The 20,441-nt window shown below is 65.2% G+C and carries 20 protein-coding genes; 9 read left to right on the forward strand and 11 right to left on the reverse strand.

Going from position 1 to position 20,441, the window contains the following annotated elements:
• Positions 1-4 precede the first annotated feature (4 nt).
• From ACRQ5Q_RS28840 to ACRQ5Q_RS28875, 8 genes are all read right to left on the reverse strand, one after another.
• Complete coding sequence (locus tag ACRQ5Q_RS28840; RefSeq protein ID WP_439393299.1) at positions 5-1,987, reverse strand: heme lyase CcmF/NrfE family subunit; 1,983 nt, start codon at positions 1,985-1,987, stop codon at positions 5-7.
• A complete protein-coding gene (ccmE, locus tag ACRQ5Q_RS28845) occupies positions 1,984-2,493 on the reverse strand; it encodes a cytochrome c maturation protein CcmE (RefSeq protein ID WP_439374332.1) in 510 nt (169 codons plus the stop codon). The genes ACRQ5Q_RS28840 and ccmE overlap by 4 nt, the downstream gene beginning before the upstream one ends.
• Before the next feature lie 37 nt (positions 2,494-2,530).
• Positions 2,531-3,670: a c-type cytochrome biogenesis protein CcmI gene (gene ccmI, locus ACRQ5Q_RS28850; protein ID WP_439393301.1), complete on the reverse strand. Its 1,140-nt coding sequence runs from the start codon at positions 3,668-3,670 to the stop codon at positions 2,531-2,533.
• 132 nt (positions 3,671-3,802) lie between these two features.
• Entirely contained in the window at positions 3,803-4,072 is a 270-nt protein-coding gene (locus ACRQ5Q_RS28855) for a hypothetical protein (RefSeq protein ID WP_439374330.1), read from the reverse strand.
• Positions 4,073-4,171: 99 nt separating this feature from the next.
• The gene (locus tag ACRQ5Q_RS28860; RefSeq protein ID WP_439374329.1) at positions 4,172-5,572 is read right to left on the reverse strand and encodes a hypothetical protein; all 1,401 of its coding nucleotides are present in this window, start codon (positions 5,570-5,572) and stop codon (positions 4,172-4,174) included.
• A gap of 160 nt (positions 5,573-5,732) precedes the next feature.
• The gene (locus tag ACRQ5Q_RS28865; protein WP_439374328.1) at positions 5,733-7,109 is read right to left on the reverse strand and encodes an ATP-binding protein; all 1,377 of its coding nucleotides are present in this window, start codon (positions 7,107-7,109) and stop codon (positions 5,733-5,735) included.
• An 88-nt stretch (positions 7,110-7,197) separates the two neighbouring features.
• Entirely contained in the window at positions 7,198-7,872 is a 675-nt protein-coding gene (locus tag ACRQ5Q_RS28870; RefSeq protein WP_014496705.1) for a response regulator transcription factor, read from the reverse strand.
• A gap of 228 nt (positions 7,873-8,100) precedes the next feature.
• Positions 8,101-8,256: a hypothetical protein gene (locus tag ACRQ5Q_RS28875; RefSeq protein ID WP_439374327.1), complete on the reverse strand. Its 156-nt coding sequence runs from the start codon at positions 8,254-8,256 to the stop codon at positions 8,101-8,103.
• Between the two features lie 246 nt (positions 8,257-8,502).
• Here ACRQ5Q_RS28875 and ACRQ5Q_RS28880 point away from each other — a divergent pair, with 246 nt between their 5' ends.
• Positions 8,503-9,486 (forward strand): Ku protein, encoded by a 984-nt coding sequence (locus ACRQ5Q_RS28880; protein ID WP_439374326.1) that lies wholly within the window; start codon positions 8,503-8,505, stop codon positions 9,484-9,486.
• A gap of 58 nt (positions 9,487-9,544) precedes the next feature.
• Complete coding sequence (locus ACRQ5Q_RS28885; protein ID WP_439374325.1) at positions 9,545-9,781, forward strand: hypothetical protein; 237 nt, start codon at positions 9,545-9,547, stop codon at positions 9,779-9,781.
• A 66-nt stretch (positions 9,782-9,847) separates the two neighbouring features.
• Here ACRQ5Q_RS28885 and ACRQ5Q_RS28890 read toward each other — a convergent pair whose 3' ends face one another.
• Positions 9,848-10,108 (reverse strand): hypothetical protein, encoded by a 261-nt coding sequence (locus tag ACRQ5Q_RS28890; RefSeq protein ID WP_439393303.1) that lies wholly within the window; start codon positions 10,106-10,108, stop codon positions 9,848-9,850.
• A 181-nt stretch (positions 10,109-10,289) separates the two neighbouring features.
• Between ACRQ5Q_RS28890 and ACRQ5Q_RS28895 the strand changes: the two genes are divergently transcribed.
• The 3 genes from ACRQ5Q_RS28895 (at position 10,290) to ACRQ5Q_RS28905 (ending at position 11,330) form a co-directional block, all read left to right on the forward strand.
• Positions 10,290-10,454 carry a Flp family type IVb pilin gene (locus tag ACRQ5Q_RS28895; protein ID WP_018647793.1) on the forward strand — a complete coding sequence of 55 codons (165 nt, stop codon included), beginning with the start codon at positions 10,290-10,292 and terminating at the stop codon, positions 10,452-10,454.
• Between the two features lie 133 nt (positions 10,455-10,587).
• Entirely contained in the window at positions 10,588-10,896 is a 309-nt protein-coding gene (locus ACRQ5Q_RS28900; protein ID WP_439374323.1) for a hypothetical protein, read from the forward strand.
• 233 nt (positions 10,897-11,129) lie between these two features.
• The gene (locus tag ACRQ5Q_RS28905; protein WP_439374322.1) at positions 11,130-11,330 is read left to right on the forward strand and encodes a hypothetical protein; all 201 of its coding nucleotides are present in this window, start codon (positions 11,130-11,132) and stop codon (positions 11,328-11,330) included.
• Positions 11,331-11,443: 113 nt separating this feature from the next.
• Here the strand turns inward: ACRQ5Q_RS28905 and ACRQ5Q_RS28910 are convergent, their stop codons facing one another.
• Both ACRQ5Q_RS28910 and ACRQ5Q_RS28915 read right to left on the reverse strand, forming a co-directional pair.
• Positions 11,444-12,121: a type 1 glutamine amidotransferase domain-containing protein gene (locus ACRQ5Q_RS28910; protein ID WP_439393305.1), complete on the reverse strand. Its 678-nt coding sequence runs from the start codon at positions 12,119-12,121 to the stop codon at positions 11,444-11,446.
• A 256-nt stretch (positions 12,122-12,377) separates the two neighbouring features.
• A complete protein-coding gene (locus ACRQ5Q_RS28915) occupies positions 12,378-13,313 on the reverse strand; it encodes a helix-turn-helix domain-containing protein (protein WP_439399892.1) in 936 nt (311 codons plus the stop codon).
• Between the two features lie 341 nt (positions 13,314-13,654).
• Here ACRQ5Q_RS28915 and ACRQ5Q_RS28920 point away from each other — a divergent pair, with 341 nt between their 5' ends.
• The 4 genes from ACRQ5Q_RS28920 to ACRQ5Q_RS28935 all read left to right on the forward strand — a co-directional run bounded on the left by ACRQ5Q_RS28920 (position 13,655) and on the right by ACRQ5Q_RS28935 (position 20,341).
• Positions 13,655-14,410 (forward strand): alpha/beta hydrolase, encoded by a 756-nt coding sequence (locus ACRQ5Q_RS28920; RefSeq protein WP_439393306.1) that lies wholly within the window; start codon positions 13,655-13,657, stop codon positions 14,408-14,410.
• A gap of 56 nt (positions 14,411-14,466) precedes the next feature.
• Entirely contained in the window at positions 14,467-15,480 is a 1,014-nt protein-coding gene (locus ACRQ5Q_RS28925; RefSeq protein ID WP_439393308.1) for an aldo/keto reductase, read from the forward strand.
• 333 nt (positions 15,481-15,813) lie between these two features.
• On the forward strand, positions 15,814-18,654 hold the full coding sequence (locus ACRQ5Q_RS28930) for an ATP-binding protein (protein ID WP_439374319.1): 2,841 nt from the start codon (positions 15,814-15,816) through the stop codon (positions 18,652-18,654).
• Between the two features lie 22 nt (positions 18,655-18,676).
• On the forward strand, positions 18,677-20,341 hold the full coding sequence (locus ACRQ5Q_RS28935) for a thiamine pyrophosphate-requiring protein (RefSeq protein ID WP_439399893.1): 1,665 nt from the start codon (positions 18,677-18,679) through the stop codon (positions 20,339-20,341).
• Positions 20,342-20,441: the final 100 nt, after the last annotated feature.

Below are 20,441 nucleotides of genomic sequence, written 5' to 3' on the forward strand. Positions count from 1 at the left end.
AAAATCACTCCGCCGGTTGCAGGCGTTGCTTGGCCCGCGCCGGCTTCGGCGCGCCGACCCGCAGACGCCGGTCGGACAACGACAGCACGCCGCCGAACGCCATCAGCACCGGCCCCCACCAGATCAGCAGCACCAGCGGCTTGTGATAGATGCGCACGGCAATGGCGCCCTCGGCGGTGGCATCGCCCAGCGAGATATAGAGCTGGCTTGCGCCGCGCGTCAGCAGCGCAGCCTCGGTGGTCGAGGAGCCGCGCGTCGTAAAACTGCGCTTGGACGGGGTCATGACGCTCAGCGCCTCGCCGTCGCGGCTGACGTTGAACTCGGCGATCATCTCGCGGTAATTCGGGCCCTGGCGCTGAAACAGTCCGTTGAGCTTCACGTCGTAGCCCGCGATATGGGCAACCTCGTTCTGCTTCATGGTCGCGATATATTCGCTGTTCCAGGTGGTCTCGCAGACGATGCCGATCAGCGCGACGCCGAGGCCGGCATGCGCGAACGCCGTGCCCCAGGCCGAACGCGGCAGGCCGCGCGCCCGGTGCAATACCGTTGCAAACGGCAACCGCAGCAGGCCGGTCCGTTCGGCGAGATCGGTGACGGCGCCGGCAATGACGAAGACGCCAAGTCCGATCGCGAGCGGCGCGAGCGTAGCGCCGCCGCTCGCCCAGCCCCAGGCAATGGCGACGCCGACGAGGCCAGCGATACCGGCCGCGAGCAGGCGCTGCGTCACGCCGAGCAGATCGCCGCGCTTCCACGCCAGCATCGGACCGAACGGCACGGCGAGCAGCAGCAGGGCAAACAGCGGGGCGAAGGTGAGGTTGTAGAAGGGTGCGCCGACCGACATCTTGAAGTCGGCGAGCATCTCCATCGCCAGCGGATAGAGCGTGCCGAACAGCACCACCGCGCAGGCGACCGTGAGCAATAGATTGTTCAGCACCAGCGCGCCCTCGCGCGAGATCGGCGCGAACAGGCCGCCCTGCTTCAGCGACGTGGCGCGGCCCGCGAACAGCGACAGGCTGCCGCCGATGAACAGGCACAGGATCAGCAGGATGAAGACGCCGCGCGTGGGATCGGTGGCAAAGGCATGCACGGAGGTGATGACGCCGGACCGGACCAGGAAGGTGCCGAGCAGCGACAGCGAGAAGGTCAGGATCGACAGCAGGATGGTCCAGACCTTCAGCGCGTTGCGCTTCTCCATCACCAGCGCCGAATGCAGCAGGGCGGTGCCGGCGAGCCACGGCATCAGCGAGGCGTTCTCGACCGGATCCCAGAACCACCAGCCACCCCAGCCGAGCTCGTAATAGGCCCAGTAGGAGCCCATGGCGATGCCGAGCGTCAGGAAGATCCACGCGACCAGCGTCCACGGCCGCACCCAGCGCGCCCAGGCCGCGTCGATCCGCCCCTCCACCAGCGCCGCGATGGCGAAGGAGAACGAGATCGAGAAGCCGACATAGCCGAGATAGAGCATCGGGGGATGCACGGCGAGGCCGATATCCTGAAGCACCGGATTGAGATCGCGGCCCTCGATCGGCGGATTGGCGATGCGAAGGAACGGGTTCGAGGTCACCAGGATGAAGAGATAGAAGGCGCTGGCGATCCAGGCCTGCACGGCGAGCACATGCGCGCGCAGCGACAGCGGCAGGTTATTGCCGAAGGCGGCCACGAGCCCACCGAACAGCGCGAGGATCGACACCCACAGCAGCATCGAGCCTTCATGGTTTCCCCACACGCCGGTGATCTTGTAGAGCAGCGGCTTCATGGACTGGGAATTCTCGTAGACATTGGCGACGGAGAAGTCCGAGTTGACATGCAGCATCACCAGCGCCACGAACGACGCGCCGACGAACAAGAGCTGCGCCAGCGCGGTGGAACGCGCCACGTTCATCAGCGCGGCATCGCGAAGGCGCGCGCCGATCAGCGGTACGATGGACTGGATCAGCGCCAGCCCGAGCGCCAGCACCAGCGCGTAATGTCCGGATTCAGCGATCAACGTACCGCTCCCTGCGGATTGCCCTGCGCGGTCGTCGCCGCGGGCTTTTCACCACCAGAAGGCTTGGCGCCGTAATCGTCCTTCCAGTGTCCCTGCTGCTTCAGGGCATCGGCGACGTCCTTGGGCATGTAGGTCTCGTCGTGCTTGGCGAGGACCGTATCGGCCTTGAACACGCCACTGGCATCGAGCGCGCCTTCGGCGACGACGCCCTGCCCTTCGCGGAACAGGTCGGGCAGGATGCCCTTGTAGGCGACGGGAAGCTTGGCGTTGCCGTCGGCGACCTCGAAGGTCACTGCCAGATTGTCGCCGCGCTGGAGCGAGCCGGGCTGCACCAGGCCGCCGAGACGAAACCGCTTGCCAGGCGCGACGTGCTTCTCGGCCACCATGGTCGGGGTCGAGAAGAACACGATGGAATCGCGCAACGCGTTGAGCACCAGCGCGGCTGCGAGCGCGAGCACGGCGAGCGAGCCGCCGATGATGGTCATACGTCGCTGCTTGCGCGTCATGGCGTATCCGTTCTCGGCTCGTCGCGTCCCGAAATCATCATCCGTCGAGCCCGAGAGTCCTGAGGCCTTCGTTGAGCTGGCGGAGCCGCTCGGCATCGTTGGCGACCGCCTGGCGGGCGTCGGTCGACGCGCCCATCGCCTTGTCGCGATCACCCATCACAAGATAAGCGCGCACCAGGCGCAGCCAGCCCTCGACGTCGTCGCCGTTCTGCTTCAAGCGCGTCGCAAGACGCTCGACCATGCCGCGCACCATCGCGTTGCGATCGCCTTCGGCCATGTCCTTGGACGCCGCGATGGTCTCGTCCGACAGCGCCGGCACCGTGCCGCCGCCCCCGACCCGCGCCAGCGACGATTGCACCAGGGGCCGCCACGGCGCATCCGCCGGGGCCTTGGCCAGCAACGCGCGCCAGATATTGGCGGCATCGTCCTTGCGGCCGTCCTGCTCGGCCGCGAGCCCGAGGAAGTAGTTCGCCTTGGGATCATCGGCGTCGAGCGCATGCGCACGCTCGAACTCGGACTTGGCCTCGGCAGTCACCACGCCGCCGGCGGCGGCGGAGATCGCTTCGCCAAGATCGGAGCGGCGCTCTGCGCTCTCGCCATTGTAGGTGAGCGAGTTGCGATAGGCCCGCACCGCGTCGTCGAAGCGGCCGAGCCGCTGCAGCACCGGCGCGAGCACGTTCCAGCCGCGTCCGTCGGTCGGGTTCTTTTCCAGATGTTGCTCGACCTGCACGACGAGATTCTCGAGCGATCGTGCCATGCCGGACCCGGCCCCGCGCTCCCGCTGCGCCAGCGGAAAGTCATGAAGCCGGGGCGAGCCGAGCGGCATGTAGACGCCGATCGCGACGAGCGGCAGGCCGACGAGCGCCAGCACCGCGGCCGCGCGGCGCCATTTGAGGCTCGGTGCGAGATCCGACTTGAGTTCAGGCGGTGACTCGGTTCCGGCCGCGGCGAGCAGCCTGCGACTGATCTCGACACGCGCCGCCTCGGCTTCGGGTGCCGCGATCAGGCCCGCGGCAAGATCGCGCTCGATCTCAGCCAGCTGGTCCTTGTAGACCGCGACCTCACTGCCCTGATCTTGGCTGCCCTGATCCTGCGCGCGTCCGCTGCGGCCGAGCGGCCAGAGCACGGCGAAAATCGCCGCGACCGTCATCAGCGCGAACACGAACCATAACGTCATCTGGCAAGCTTCCGGCAGCGCGCCACCCGCGCCCATAGGTGGCTTTACACCACGGCCAGACGATGCGGCAATTGACAATTGTCAATTCGACGCGACCGCGCACTGTCCTGAAACGGTCGATGTCCCAACGGCTTAGCCGATCTCGAAATCGGCACTACGAGCGGCAGCCTCGCCGTGACCGTTGAAGGCCTTCACGAAGTACGTTCCCGGCGGAATCGCATCCGGCAACTTGATGCGCACCGCCCCGACCGGAACCCGAGAAGCAACCCTGATGGCTGTCTCAGGCAGTTGCCGGCCGCTTGCCTTCTCGACCAGCACGACTTTCGCACCGACCATCAGTCTTTGATACTTGGCAACGATGACGCGATTCTCGATCTCGATGGAGCTGATAATGGGTTTCATGCGCCCACAGGTAGAAATTCCAAAGCTTGCGCATCGACCGTAGGGCTCGCCCCGGGCAGCGTCAACTACAAATTGTGATTACGAAACCATGCGATTGAATCAGCTTGCGCGCGACGATTTGCGCTCGCCGGTTGCAGCGTTCTCCGCTGCGCGACTCATCAGCGACGCATAGTCATCGCCGAACAGCACCTGGCAGAAGCGAATCGCAGCCTGCACCTGCTGCTGGCGATAAACGCGGACCTTGTGATCGGCCGCGCGCAGCGACTGCACCAGCTGCTCGGTCGAGCGTTCGACATATTGCTGCAGGTCGGAATAGGTGCGCAGCGTCACTTCGTTGATCGCGAGCTCGCTCGCATAGTTGCGGCAGGTCGCGACGAAATCGATCAGCGCCGCGGTTTCCTCCACCTCGGTGCTGTCGATCCGCGCCCCCGGCGGAATGTCCTTCTCGGGCCGCTGGCGCAGGATGCGGCGCACGCGGCCGGGAACGCTGTCGATCTCCGATTGCAGCGCATTGGAGATGTCGGCCCGGATCGAAGTCAGCTGCTTGCCCCAGACGGAATCGTTGCGCAGGTCGAGCTCGGTGCGCAGGCCCCGCACGCCGTCGTGCAGCGCCTTGAGGTTGTCGGCGACATTGTCGAAATGGCCGCGCTTGATATCCGCGCGCAGGATCGCGGCCACGCAGGACAGATCGTGCAGGGCGATCGTGACGGCGACGCCATAGGGGGTTGCCGCGACACGGATCTCGTCGTCGGAGGCGGCGATCTTGATGGCGAGGCGGATGACCTGCCACGGCGCGGTCATGCGCTGCACGACGATCGACAGCGCGAAGGGCAGCATCTGCGGCGTCTGGAGAATGGGAATGTTGAGCGCCGCGGTCACCGAGGCGATCTGGGAATCGCCGAAGGCGCGCAAGGTGCGCGGCAGCTTGTCGTTCAGCGTCGCGATGGCCTCGCGGACCCCAAGCACCGCTCCGATCGAATAGAGGTCCTCGATCACGTTGGGCGGGCCGACCCGGGCGAGCGCGCGCGACTTGTCGCCACCGCCCGGCCCCGTGAGCGCGAAGATCGCGTCCGCGGCGACCGCCTGCAGCTTCTGGGCGAGAGCCTCGACCTGCCCCGCACTGTCCGACGGCATGCGCGCTAGCGCCGCCTTGAACTCGTTCACCTTGTCCGGGGCGCCGTCCCGGCCAAGCCATTGCCAGATCGGCTGGAGCGAGGAACGCCGGATCTGTCCGACCCGGATCGGAGCGCCCGCCTCGACCAGGAACGGTTCCAGCGACTGGAACAGCAGTCGCGACAGATCGTCGGTGCGCGGCGGCGGGACCTCCTCGGCTTCGCTCTTGCGGACGATCTTGCGCAGCTGCTCGAGCACGAGGGTGGCCACGGCCGTGTCCTGGCCGCGTTCGAGCGCGCGCTCGAACTCCCGCATCAGCAGCGCCTGCGACTGCGGCGGGAGCTGCGCGAGATATTCCCTCAGCCGCTCGATCGATGTCTGGCTCATGCGCCGGGTAATGCACGGTAAAATGTCGGACATGGGATGCGTCCGGGCGCGATCATAGGTGGCTGCGCCTTAAGAAGCCGTTGAGGACGTTGGCCTGAATGCCACCGTTTTGCTCCGGATCGGCGCCCGGCAGATCGAGTAACCCCTTGGGAACAGAGGATTATATTCCCGGAAGCACCAGCTCGGCCCGCAAGCCTCCGATCGGCGCGCCACTAAGCGAGAGATTGCCGCCATAGAGGGCGGCAAGGTCGGTTACGATGGATAGCCCGAGCCCCGAGCCGGGCTTGGATTCGTCGAGCCGCTGGCCGCGCCGGGAGACCTGGACGCGCTCGGTCTCCGACAGGCCCCGGCCGTCGTCGTCGACGAGGATCCGCAGCCGCGGACCTGCGCCCGCCTGCTGCGGTGCTTCCACCAAGACCTCGATGAAAACGCGCGATGCCGCCCATTTGCAGGCATTGTCGACGAGATTGCCGACCATCTCCTCCAGATCCTGCCGCTCGCCGCGGAACTTGGCCGAGGGATCGGACTCGGCTTCGACGATGATGCCGCGGTCGCGGTGGATCTTCTCCATGGTCCGCCGCAGCGCCTCGATCGCAGGCGCAACCTCCGTCACGGTCGCGACCACCGAGACGCGCGCCGCGATGCGCGCGCGCTCCAGATGATGGGCGACCTGGTCGCGCATCACGTCCGCCTGCTCCATCACCTTGGCCGCGAACGGCTCCGCGGCATGGGCGCCGGCCTCGTTGACGATGACCGACAGCGGCGTCTTGATCGCGTGGGCGAGATTGCCGACATGGGTGCGGGCGCGCTCGACGATCTCGCGATTGGCTTCGATCAGCGCATTGGTCTCGCGTGCCAGCGGCGCAATCTCGACCGGGAATTCACCCTCGAGCCGCTCGGCCCGCCCGGAGCGGATGTCGGCGATCGATTCCGAGATGCGCTTGAGCGGCGCGAGGCCGAAGCGGACCTGGAACACCGTGGTCAGGAGCAGCACGATGCCGAGCGCGGTGAAGGTGCCGCCGAGATAGTAGTCGAAGCTTCGCGTCTCGTCGAAGATCTCGGTGTCGTCGCCGGCGACGCTGACCAGATATTTGCCGTCGGCGCCGAGATCGACCGGCCGCTCCACCATCCGCAAATTCTGCCCTTCGGGCCCGTCGACATAGCCGAGCCGGATGCCCGCGGAGGTGAGCTCGGCGCCCTGCTCCTCCAGCTTCGGCAGCTTCTTGTCCCACAGCGAGCGCGAGGAGCGCACCTCCGGCTTCTCGGTGTCGGTGCGTGTGATCTGCCAGTACCAACCCGACAGCGGCAGCTCGAACAGCGGCTCGCCGAGCGACTGAAACTGGCGGTCCGGCGGCTCGTCGGGGGTCGCGACTTCGGCGATGAGCGTGCGCAGATAGAGATTGAGCCGGCGGTCGAAGGCGCGCTCGGTCGCGTTCTTGTAGACCGACGACAGCACCACGCCGGTGATGGCCAGGATCACCACGAGCCAGGCGGTCGCCGACAGGAACAGCCGATTGGCAAGTGAGCTAGTAGCCATCGGCAGGGTCCCGGCGGGCGCAGGATATCAGGGCGTCGGAGGTCATGACCGGACCAAGGGCCCTGTTCGGCCTCCCGTCAAGCCCGCTTCAGGCGCCCGGCGCCGGCGGCGGGGTCAGGAGATAGCCGAGGCCGCGGACGGTCTGGATGATGTCGACGTCGAGCTTCTTGCGGATGCGGCCGACGAACACCTCGATGGTGTTGGAGTCGCGGTCGAAGTCCTGGTCGTAGAGGTGCTCGACCAGCTCGGTGCGCGAAACGACGCGTCCGGAATGGTGCATCAGGTAGGCCAGAAGGCGATATTCGTGCGAGGTCATCTTGACCGGATTGCCCGAAACACTGACCCGGCCGGTCCTGGTGTCGAGGGTAACAGGGCCGCAGCTCAGCTCGCTCTGGGCGTGGCCGGTGGAGCGGCGCAGCAGCGCGCGGATGCGGGCCAGCACCTCCTCCAGATGGAACGGCTTTGGGACATAATCGTCGGCGCCGGCGTCGAAGCCCTGCACCTTGTCGCTCCAGCGGTCGCGTGCAGTGAGGATCAGGACCGGCATGGTGCGGCCGTTGCGGCGCCAGGCCTCCAGCACCGAGATGCCGTCCTTCTTCGGCAGGCCGATGTCGAGGACGACGGCATCGTAGGGCTCGTTGTCGCCCAGATAGTGCCCCTCCTCCCCGTCGAAGGCGCGGTCGACGACATAGCCGGCGTCCGTCAGCGCCTTGGTGAGCTGGCGATTGAGATCGGGGTCGTCCTCAACAACGAGCAGGCGCACGCTTCTCTCCAGAAATAGACCGCATGAACACCGCTCCAGATGAGCAATTCCGGCGTGAACTGAATATGAACGCGGGGAACCGCCGACGTTACTTTTTGGTCATATACGAGCTGTTGTCCGCCAACGCGACTGCGCCCGCCGGTCAGCCGGACGAGCCGGCTGCCTGGCGGGCGCAATGTGCCGCGTTGCGCGGCGATTAGGAAGGGCCGGAGCGTCCCGGTCCGGCCGTCAGGTCCGGAAGAACACGAACCAGATGACGGCGAGGATCAGGATCGCCAGGCCGGTCGAGATGGCGAGCAACGCCGCCACGGACGGTCCAGGTTCGCCCTGGCGCGCCTCGGTCGGAGTTTCGACGATTCGACGCTGCTCTCGCGTGGTTGCCATGGGTGACCTCGATCTGTGGCTGTCGCCTCCGATGGCTACGAACTTCCTCGCGGCCGGACAGGTCCGGGGCAACGCGTGATCATCCGCGATGTTCCGGACGCCGGGCCGCTCTGCGCGCCGCACAGGTAACGCAAGCCCCGCCCGGCGGTTAACGCCGTTGCAAGATTGCACGCCGAGCCGTGTATGATTCGGTGTTCCTCGATGGTATTCTCATAAGTCCGTCCCCTGTTGCGTTTGGAGTAGCCCATGGCCCCCCGCGCCAATTGGAAGGGTTTTCTGCGTTTGTCGCTCGTGACCTGCCCGGTCGCGCTCTATCCGGCCACTTCGGATACCGAGAAGGTTTCCTTCAACCAGATCAATCGCAAGACCGGTCACCGGATCAAGTACCTCAAGGTCGACGCCGAGACCGGTGACGAGGTCACGTCAGAGGACATCGTCAAGGGCTACAAGGTCGACACCGACACCTATATCGAGGTGACCAAGGACGAACTCGACGAGATTGCGCTCGACTCCACGCACACGATCGAAATCGACGAGTTCGTGCCCAAGGCCGACATCGACAACCGCTATCTGATCCGCCCCTACTACCTCGTGCCGGACGGCAAGGTCGGCCATGACGCCTATGCCGTGATCCGCGAGACCATCCGCAGCATGGACAAGGTCGCGATCGGTCGCGTGGTGCTGACCAACCGCGAGCACATCATCGCGCTGGAGCCGCTCGAGAGCGGTCTGATGGGCACGCTGCTGCGCTACCCCTACGAGGTGCGCAGCGAGAAGGAATATTTCGACGACATCCAGGACGTGAAGCTGACCAAGGACATGCTCGACCTTGCCAAGCACATCGTCGAGAAGAAGTCCGGCGCGTTCGAACCCGAGCTGTTCGAGGATCACTACGAGACCGCGCTGATCGATCTCATCAACAAGAAGCGCAGCGGGGTGCCCATTACCGCGAAGGCCGCGCCGAAGACGGGCGGCAACGTCATCAACCTGATGGACGCGCTGAAGAAGAGCCTCGCGAGCGAGAAGGAGGCGGCGCCTGCGGCGAAGGTCGCCAAGGAGGCCGCCAAGGGCAAGAAGCCGAAGAAGCGCGTCGAGGGCCAGCGCGAGATGCTGCTGCCGATATCGGGCAAGGGCGGCAAGGACGCCGCGGCGAAGGCGGCGAAGGAGCCTGCGAAGAAGGCCGCCGACAAGCCGGTGCGCGCGCCGGCGCGGGCGAAGAAGGCCAGCTAGCGCACCAGACCTTTCGATCGCGCCGTGATGTCCCTCCCCTCCGGTCGGCCGGCCTGACATGCCCTGGTCGGCGCCGTTCGACGATCCGATTCCGCTCTCCGATGGGCGCAGGCTGCGGACGCTCCAGGAAGCGGCCGATCACATCATGCAGTTGCCCGAGGATGCCCAGCACGCGAGCCACTGGCAGACCGCGATCGAGACTCTGCTTAACGCGGCCGAATCGGGTGGCGGCTGGATGATGTTCGCGCGCATCGCGATGTTGCGGGCGCTGAACGCGGACGCACGCCGCAAATAGCCTCAACAATCCGTTAAGCCGCCTCCAGCACCCGCAAGGCGCCACGTAGTCCTGCGGAAGAGAAAATTAACCGTCGATTCGCTTTGCGTAGGACATGGTCGCGTCGTCGATGGAACCCAAGGTTTGCGCGCGATGCAGCGGCCGGACGCCCGAAAGAATTATATCGGCCTCGTGAACGACACGACCGAGGACAAGCGCCTTGCCGACAGCTCGGCGCGGTTGCAACCCCGCGTCATGGGCAACCTGTCGGTCGCCTCGCAGCCGCCCTGCGACGCTCGGCAAGGCCGCGACCGGAGCCGCGATCAAATCCTGAGCCAGCGGCGACACGGCCGAACGCACCTTCGGGCGACGAAACCTTAAATCAAGGAATGGCAGCGCATAAAGCTGGAGGTTGGGACCATCCGACCTTGCGGTTTGGCGTGCGCGCACCGCGAAAAAACTTAATGAAGCAATTTACCATTCCGAAAATGGCACCAGCCTAAACTCGACGGATGAACAGGAGTTGACGATGGCCTTGCTCAGGTCCTTTCTCGCCGATGAAAGTGCAGCGACCGCTATCGAGTACTGCCTGATCGCCGCCGGTATCGCGCTCGCGATCGTCGCTGTCGTGAACAACACCGGCAGCGCGCTGCTGAACAACAAGTTCAATTCGATCGACGCAGCCACGAAGTAGGCGGCACACCCGTCGCTCCGATTTGTGCGATAGCGTCGCAAGCACGGCGCCTCCATAACTCGTCATTGCGAGCGCAGCGAAGCAACCAGAGTCCCCCTGCGACGACAGTCTGGATTGCTTCGCTGCGCTCGCAATGACGGAGCAAGCTGCAGCACCACTCGGCCGCAACGCAGCCGGAACGATCGTCGTCAACGGCTGCGCAGCCTCGATCAAGGGCGGCCCCGCGACGGTCGCCAACACCAAGTTGATTCAGGCCTTCGGCCAGGACGGCAACGGCATCATCACCATCGACGAGAGCAACGGCGCAATGCCGGCGGCGAACCTTTTCGGCGCAATCCGGGCTACGCGCTTTGACGGCTACGGGAGTCCTGATACTCTGCACGTTGTGGTTCGGCGAGCCATGCTGCCAACAGACGAACCAGAGCCCTTCGAAGGATTTTGATGAGACGCGTGACGCTCCTGGCTCTCAGCCTCATGTTCGCCGGCGGATGGTCGCACGACAGCGTGCGAGGCCAGACTTCGGTAAGCCCGCCGGTTTCGCTTGCTCCGCCCGACGCATCTCTACCACTCCCGGGCGACCGGCATTCCAAGCCCAAAGGCGGGCCCGCCCGAGCGACGACTGATAGAACTGCGCCGGCGGCGTCAGGCAGAGAGACTTCACCGGCCGTGATCGGCATGCCTCAGCCGAACCCGGCCGCCGACTACGACGGCTTCAGCGTCGGCACCGTCGATGACAATGCCAGCCCGAGCCGGGTGACGCGGCCTGCGAGGTCACGCGCCGCAAAGGACACAAGGTCCAACCCTGATGCAAATGACCTCGATCAGGAAGATCGGGCGTTGAAGCGAAAGCTGATGATCTGCCAGAACTGCAAATAGGACGTTGTCAGCAGCTCCGGACGGCTGTCGCCGCTGGCAAGCCCGTAGTCCCGATGGAGAAGCCGAGCCCGCCCTCGCGAATTGCGTCCGCTCCGACATTTCAGAGGTTCGTATCAGCGGTCCTGTCGCTTGAGGGCGGACAGCAACTCTTTTCCGAGCGGTCCGGCCGAAGCGGGGTTCTGCCCCGTGATGAGCCGGCCATCGACGACGACGTGAGGCTGCCAGTTGGCTGTCGACGAGTACTCGGCACCCTCTGCCCTCAGCGCGTCCTCGAGCTCGTAAGGCACATCATCGCGGGCGTAGTCGTACTCTTCCTTCTTCGAGAAGGACGTGAGCTTCTTGCCGCGCACGAAAGGGGTGCCATCACCAAGGTTGACGCCAAGCAGCGCGCACGGCCCGTGACAAACAGCGGCGACGAGCTTGCCGGTGCTCCAGGCGCGCACGATGGCATTCTGGACCGTTGCATTGCGCTGAATGTCCACCATGGGCCCAAGACCGCCGGGCACCAGGATGGCATCGTAGTCGGCGGCGTCCACCTCGGACAATTTGCGACTGTGATTTAGGCGACGAAAGGCCTTACTCGCAAGAAAATCCCTCTGGGCGGGATCTTTCTCGTCGTACGCATCGTAAGGCGTCCATCCCCCGGCCGGGGACGCGAACTCCACCGCGACTCCAGCCTTGTCGAGCACCTCGAAAGGATGGGCGACCTCGGCGAAAAAGAAACCGGTCTTGCGATTGCGCGGACCGAGCACGGCTGCGTTGGTGACGATGAAGAGGACATGTTGGGTCAAGGTTTTCTCCTTCCGATAACGCTGTTCATTCAGGCGGCCAGTTGGCGCGACGCGGAGTACACATCAATTCGGACAGGGTTGCCCGGCCGCACCCCACATCGCCATGTCGACGAGCGGCACCTCGGGAACGACGTCGACCCGGCGTTTGATCCCGTTCACCGTGAACTCGATCAGGTCGGTACATCCTATTGCGGATCTGGTCGGCACAACAGCACTGCCTGATGGAGGCCGAGCCGTATTTCCGATTCCTGCGGGATCATGCGCAATCCCTGCGCAACGCCGGATCGGCGCGATCCGTTTTCACGTCGGCCTGGCCGCAGCACAATTCGCGATACTGCCCCGGCGTGAGACTTGCGGCCTTGCGGAACACGCGCGTGAAATTCGCTTGCGAGCCGAACCCGAACTCAAGGGCGATTTCGACCAGTGACAAGCGGTCGCGCGCGAGTTCGTGCCGCGCAGCCTGGACGCGGCGATCGGTCACGTAACGGTGCGGCGACAATCCGGTCGCCTCGCGAAACAGCCGTGAGAAATGATAGGGGCTGAGGCAGGCCTGGGCCGCCAAATCCTCGAGCCTGATGTCGCTGCCAAGAGAGGCCTCGATATAGTCCAGCACGCGCTGCACACGCCGCGGATCGAGCGACGGCGACCTGTCCGGCGCGCGCCAGCGGTCGATGGTATAATTTCCCAGAATATGCGCCGCGAGCGCAACCTGGATTCCCTCCACGAACAGCGCGTCGGTCGGCTGGCGCGGACGATGGAGCAGATCGCGCAGCGGCGAGCAGATATGGAAGAGCACCAGGTCGGCCAGGCCGTGGGCGTAGGCGATCTCGGCTTTCGCCGGATCGATATCGAAGTCGGCAAGCGCGCTGTGGTCCAGCAGCGCCGGCGGAAGATAGAGGTGAAGACACTCCATCCGGTCGGACAGTTCGAGATGGCTCTCCTGCGTCCCCACGGGAACGAGGTAGCTCATGCCCGGCCGGGCAAAGCTCTTCTGGACTTCGCCGTTGCCGACCCGGCACACCATGCCGCCGCCTGACAGCACCATGACGATTTCGGTGCAGATAGGAACGGGCGTTGCCTGCCGCCCCGCCTCGAACCTGCGATGCTCGATGCTCAGCCCCGGCCAGTCGCTGGCCGCCGCGAGCTTCTCGCTGTTTTTGTATTTCAGATCGCCATGCGTCACGAGCGTCATCATGACCTTCCGCTTCAGTTGCGGCGAATCCCGGCCCCGTATCGCGAGCGAGCGATCATTCCATCCGGTGGCGAGTTGCAGCCCCGGCCGCTGCCACGCCGATCTTCGAATTTCTCACAAGCGGCGATCGCGAAGTCCAGAGGCGGCGCGGTTAAAAGAGGTAAAAGGCAGGCAATGCAAAGGCTTGGAGCGCAGCGTGCTCGGCTTGGAAAAGCCGGTCCCGCGGCGGATGAGCAAGATGCGTCCGTCATCGCGCAGGAAATGGAAATACCGCAGTGCTCGCGAACGCTAGTGAAGCGCGCATCAACGGCAATGCCGCCGTATCGAGAATGGAGTCTGGTATGAAGCTGCTTATCTCTGCGCTTGCCGCAATGTCGATAGCAACGGCCTCCGCCGCGGTCGCGGCCGAGAGGGCCGTTTCCATCGTCCTTGTCCATGGCGCCTTCGTCGACGGATCGGGCTGGAAGGATACCTACGACATCCTCTCGAACGCGGGCTATGAGGTACTCGTCGTGCAGCAGCCGACGATCACGCTGCGAGACGATGTCGCGGAGACCGAACGCGTGATCGCCAAGGCGCGGCATCCGGTCATTCTCGTCGGGCATTCCTATGGTGGAATGATCATCACCGAAGCCGGCGATAATCCGAAGGTTCGCAGCCTCGTCTATCTCGCGGCATATGCCCCCGATGCCGGCGAGTCGGTCAGCTCGCTGGGGGAAGCACCCGTGCCACCCAGCGAGCACAAGGCTCCGGTGGTCACTGAGGGCAACTATCTCCTCGTCGACCGCGACAAATTCCCGACCTCGTTCGCGGCCGATGTCGATGCGGCCACGACCAGGTTCATGAATGCGGCACAGCTGCCCTGGGGATTGCAGGCGGTGCAGACCAAGGTCGATCGAGTGGCCTGGAAGACGAAGCCGACCCATTACATGGTGACGAGCGAAGATCACATGATCCCTCCGACCCTACAGCGCACCATGGCCAAGCGATCGGGCGCGAAGGTGACGGAGATGAAAAGCAGCCACGCGGTGATGCTGTCGCATCCGCGCGAGGTCGCGGCCTTCATCAGAAGCGCGGATACGTCCGCGACCGAGTGAGACCGGCGGCGCCGCGCACGGACGGACTTGCCTGTCGCAAACTAAGGATTCGCAACATGGCCCTCAAGGATATTCTGCCCGGAAGATTGGGCTTCGGCGCGGCGCCGCTCGGCAACATGTTTCGCGACATCCCGGAGCAGGAAGCACTCGCGACGGTCAATGCAGCCTGGGAGGACGGCATCCGCTATTTCGACACCGCGCCGTTCTACGGCGCTGGCCTCGCCGAGATCCGCATGGGGGCCGCGCTCGCCGGCCGGCCAAGGGGCGACTATGTCGTCAGCACCAAGGTCGGAAGATTGATCCTGGACGAGATCGAGGATGCCAGCGCCCGCGACCTCGGCGAGAAGGGCGGCGTCTTCCAATACGGACGTCCGAACAGGATCGTGAACGACTATTCCCGGGACGCGACACTGCGCTCGATCGAGGACAGCCTGAAGCGGCTTGGCATCTCTCACATCGACATCGCGTTTGTGCATGACGTCGCGCAGGATTTTTACGGCGACGAGTGGCTTTCGGTGTTCGAAAGCGCACGCAAGGGCGCGTTCAAGGCGCTCGATCGGCTGCGCGACGAAGGCGTGATCAAGGCGTGGGGCCTCGGCGTCAACCGGGTCGAGCCGATCGAGCTGCTGCTCGCGCTCGAACAGCCGCGCCCCGACGGCTTCCTGCTCGCGGGCCGCTACACGCTGCTCGACCACGCGAGAGCGCTTCAACGGGTGATGCCGATGGTGGCGGAACACGAGCTCGCGATCGTCGTCGGCGGCCCCTACAGTTCGGGCGCGCTCGTCGGCGGCCCGAACTTCGAGTATGCGCCGGCGCCGCCGGAAATCCTGAGCAAGGTGGCGCGCATCAAGGCGATCGCCGGCCGCTACGGCATCAGCATGAAGGCGGCCGGCTTGCAGTTCGCGCTTGCCAATCCGGTGGTGGCGGCCGTCATTCCCGGTGCGAGTCGCCCAGGCCGGATCGCCGAGGATCGCACCGCGCTCGAGGAACCCATCCCCGCCGACTTCTGGCGCGAGCTCCGTTCGGAGGGGCTCGTCAACCCCGCAGCTCCACTTCCCGCCACTGCTTGAGCGGCCCAGGCCGATGGCGGCATCGAGGTCATGCACATGGCGGTTCTTGGCGTGCCCAAGAAATAGCCGGCCTGCGCGCGAGCGGTTTTGTCGCAGCCCTTCGGCCGGCAAATGCCGGCGGCAATCGTGCGAATTCAGAACGGCTCACTTCAATAAGTTTGCAGCGCATGATAATTGCAAGCGATCTTTTCGATCGATTGGCAATGGTCAATGCGGGCTGCCACGCAGACACGACAACGGGGCACACGCCGGCAGGAACTCACATTCTGCTTCGGCCCGTTTCGACTGGTTCCCAGCCGCCAACTCCTGCTTCTCGACGGGCGCCCCGTCAAGTTGGGCGGGCGCGCATTCGAGCTGTTGCAGCTGCTGGTGCAGCGCCGCGGCGAGTTGGTCAGCAAGAATGAGCTCATGGCGGCGGCCTGGCCAGGCACATTCGTCCACGACAGCAATCTCAAGGTCAACATGTGGAGCTTGCGGCGTTCGCTGGGAGATACCCAGATCGAGCCCGTCTACGTCGCGACAGTGGCGCGCCGCGGCTACAAGTTCATCGCGGATGTCCAGGCCAGCATCGGCGAGATCGAGGACGATCCGGCGCTAGCCGAACCGGTCCCCTTGTCCAGGCCACCCTTGTTGCGCGGCATCGTCGGTCGCGAGGCGGACATCGTCGATATCGCCGATCTGCTGGCCGACAACAGGCACGTGACCCTGGCCGGCGCGGGAGGCATCGGCAAGACGACGGTTGCCGTGGCCGTCGCCCAGGCGCTCGCGCCGCGGTGCCGCGACGGCGTCTGCTTCGTCGATCTCGCGACGATCTCCGATCCGACGCTGTTCGGCTCAGCGCTGGTGACGGCACTCGGCATCAGAGGCAATACGGACAACGGTCTGGCTGCAGTGCTCGACTATCTGAGGCCGCGGCAGATGCTGCTCATCCTCGATAATTGCGAGCATGTGCTGCCCGCCGCCACGATCTTCGCCGGCAAGTTGCTGACGGACACATCGCCGTCCAGGCTGCTGGCGACGAGCCGCGAAGCGCTCGGCACCGCCACCGAGCACGTCGTACGGCTTGGCTCGCTTGCCTCGCCGAAGTCTGGCCTCGACCTGTCGATCGATCAGGCCGTGAGGTTTCCAGCGGTGCAGCTGTTCGTCCGCCGCGCCGCCGAATGGTCGGACTACCAGTTCATCGATGACGATTCCGAGGCGGTCGCCTCGATCTGCCACTCGCTTGACGGCCTTCCGCTGGCCATCGAGCTGGCGGCAGCCCAGATCGGCAGGTTCAGTCCTCGCGAATTGGTGACGCTGCTCGACCAGAAGCTGGGCTTTCGCGCCCCCGGTGCCGAGAGTGCGCCGCCGCGCCACGAGACGCTGATGGCGACGATCGACTGGAGCTTTCGGCTGCTGTCGCAGAAGGAAGCCAGACTGTTCGGCCTGCTGTCGGTATTCAGCGACGCCTTTGACGCCGAGGATGCGGTTTTCGTCGCAGAAGCGTCAGGGCTCACGCCGATCGAGGTCGTCACCGGCCTCGGCAGCCTCGTCGCCAAATCGCTCCTCAGCGCGCAGGCCCGCGGAGCGCACCTTCGCTATCGGCTGCTCGACAGCACTCGCCGCTATGCAGCCGAGCGCCGCCAGGCCGATCCCGCCTGCGGCCAGGCGCTTCGCCGCCATGCGCAGCGCGTGCTTGAGCTGTTCGAGCAGTCCGAGGAAGAGTGGAACTGGCGCGAGCCGGCCGATTGGACGGAGCGCTATCTCGGCCGCATCGCCGATCTGCGCGCTGCGCTATCATGGGCGTTCGGCGAACAAGGAGATGCTGTCGTCGGCATCAGGCTCGCGGTTGCGGCGATCACCTTGTGGTCGGAAACCTCCATCCTGTCGGAAGCACAGGCGCGATTGGAAGATGCGCTCGCCTTGGCCAAGACCGTCGCGTGCGACGATCTGTCGAAGGCAAAGCTCGCCTGCGCCCTTGGATGGAGCCTGTTCTACGCCCGCAAGATGTCGAACGAGAACGAGGTTGCCTGGCTCGATGCGATCGCCTTTTCAAGGCGCGCCGGCAGTATCGAGTATCAGCAGCGAGCACTGGTGGGTTTTGCCTTTTACCTGCTGCAGATCGGTCAGGTCCCGCGCGCCATAACCTATCTCGAGGAGGCCACCGCGCTCGCCGACCGCGGCCGCGACCTGACGGCGACGTCCGAAGCCGATCGGGCACTGGCCTGGGCGCGCGCCTTTGCCGGCGAGTTGAGCAAGAGCCGCCCGGTTCTGGATCGTCTCGCGGCGACCTATTCGCTGGCCGAGGGCCGTTCGCACAAGGATGCGAATGAGGTCTACCGGTTCATCACCGTCCGCTTCAACCTTCCGTTCGTGGCGTGGATGGAAGGGCAAGCCGACTATGCGGCAAGGCTCGCCCGCGACGCCGTCGACGCCGCGGACCGCGGCGGCCATTGGGTGTCGCAGTCGAACGCACTGGGGCTCGCCGCACTTCCTGTCGCGCTCGAAACCGGCAATCTCGACGCGCTCGAGAGTTACACGATGCGGCTGCGTCGCAACCTTGAACGCGAGCGCATCTCGCGCTGGGTTCCGGTCGAGCGCTATTTCTCCGCCTGCCTTCGCGACCTGCGTGGCGATCCGCGCGCGGTTCAGGATATTCGGGCCGCAATCGACGAGCTGATCGAATGTCGCTTTCTGATGCGGATCGGCAGCTATCTCGCGGTCCTCGCCCGCGCCTATCTGCGACAGGAACGGATCGCGGAGGCGCGCGAAGCGATCGCGCGGGCGATCGACCATCAGGAACGCCAGGGCGAGCGCTGGTGCCGCTCGGAGCTCCAGCGGGTCGATGCAGCGATCCTGCTCCGCGCCGGCGAGCCGCTGCGCGCCGAAAAGCGGTTGCAGCAGGCGCTCGCCGAAGCCCGCGCCATCGGTGCGACGACATTCCAGTTGCGGATCGCCATCGATCTCGCAGCACACTGGATCGCGACCGGCCGCAGGGCCAAGGCCATCCGACTGCTCGCCCCGATTTATGACGAATTCACCGAGGGCTTCGAAACGCCGGATCTCGTTGCTGCCAGGCGCCTGCTGCAGTGCGTGCGGCCGCTCTCGCCAGCCGGAGCCGATGCACGCTCGCGGTGCATAGCTGGCCTACCGCCGCGCTCACCGCGCGCGCTTTACGCTTCCCGGAATTCCTGATCCTCTCTCTTCAACCGACCGGATCACCGGCCTTGCCAGGGAGAGAGACGCCATGAAGCTCGGCACCGCCATTGCGGAAATCATGCGGCGCGAGGGGATCGAGATCCTCTGCGGCTATCCGGTCAATCACCTGATCGAGCACGCGGCCAGGGCCGAGATCCGCCCCGTCATGGTGCGGCAGGAGCGCGTCGGCATCCACATGGCGGATGCGATCTCGCGCGTGACCTCGGGGCGGAGCATCGGCGCGTTCTGCATGCAGCACGGGCCGGGCGCGGAGAATGCGATGGGCGGCGTCGCCCAGTGCTTCGGCGAATCCGTCCCCGTGCTGGTGCTACCGATGGGTTACCAGCGCAGGCTGGCGCATATCGAGCCGAACTTCAATTCCAGCGAGGCGATGAAGCCATTTGCGAAATCGTCCGAGCCGATCATCCTGGCCGCGGAGGTCGCCAACATCTTCCGCCGCGCTTTCACCAAGCTGAAGAACGGCCGCGGCGGGCCCGTGATCGTCGAGATCCCCTCCGACATGTGGAATGAGGAGGTGCCGGAGCCACTGAACTACACGCCGGTGCTGCGCACGCGCTGCGGCGCGGACCCTGTTCATGTGAAGGAAGCCGCCAGCCTGCTCGTCAATGCAAAGAGGCCCGTCATCTACGCCGGGCAGGGCGTTCATTACGCGCAGGCCTGGCCGCAGCTGAAACGCCTCGCCGAGCGGCTCGCGATCCCTGTCACCACCAGCCTCGGGGGCAAATCGTCGTTCCCGGAAACCCATCCGCTCTCGCTCGGCTCCGGCGGCCTCGCGGTGCCGCGCGCCGTCCCGAAATTCCTCGCCGAGGCCGACGTCATCTTCGGCATCGGCTGCTCGCTTACCGAGACCAATTTCGGCATCGCGATGCCCAAGGGCAAGACCATCATCCATTCGACGCTCGATCCGAACCATCTCAACAAGGATGTCGAAGCCAGCATCGGCCTCGTGGGCGATGCCGGCCTCGTGCTCGACGCGCTGCTGGAGGAGATCGGCAAGACAGTCACCGCCGATCGCGACGCCTCAGCCGTCGCGGCCGAGATCGCGGCTTCGCACGAGGAGTGGCTGGCGAAGTGGATGCCGAAGCTCACCAGCAATGACGCACCCTTGAGCCCCTATCGCGTGCTGTGGGACCTGCAGCACACCGTCGACATCAAGAACACCATCATCACGCATGATGCCGGCAGCCCGCGCGACCAGCTCTCGCCGTTCTGGAAGGCGGTCGAGCCCCTCACCTATCTCGGCTGGGGCAAGACGACGCAGCTCGGCTACGGCCTCGGGCTCGCGATGGGCGCCAAGCTGGCAAAACCCGACAAGCTCTGCATCAATGTCTGGGGCGATGCGGCCATTGGTTTTACTGGCATGGATTTCGAGACCGCCGTGCGCGAGCGCATCCCGATCATGTCGATCCTGCTCAACAATTTCTCGATGGCGATCGAGCTGAAGGTGATGCCGGTTTCGACTGAAAAATATCGCTCGACCGATATCTCTGGCGACTATGCCGCGATGGCACGCGCCTTCGGCGGCTATGGCGAGCGGGTGACGAAGCCGGAGGACATCGTGCCCGCGATCAGGCGCGGCATTCGGAAGACCCGCGAAGGCGTGCCGGTTCTGCTGGAGTTCATCACCAGCAAGGAGACCGAAGTCTCGCGGCCGGGCACTTGACTTGAGTCTTGTTGACGCCGGTCTTGTTGACTTCAGTCTTTTTGACTTCAGTCTTGGCCGGCCGGGCGTTTGGCGCTAAAGGCGCAGGCTGAGGGGCTTG

This window comes from Bradyrhizobium sp. PMVTL-01 (genome assembly GCF_051861855.1).
GTDB lineage: Bacteria > Pseudomonadota > Alphaproteobacteria > Rhizobiales > Xanthobacteraceae > Bradyrhizobium.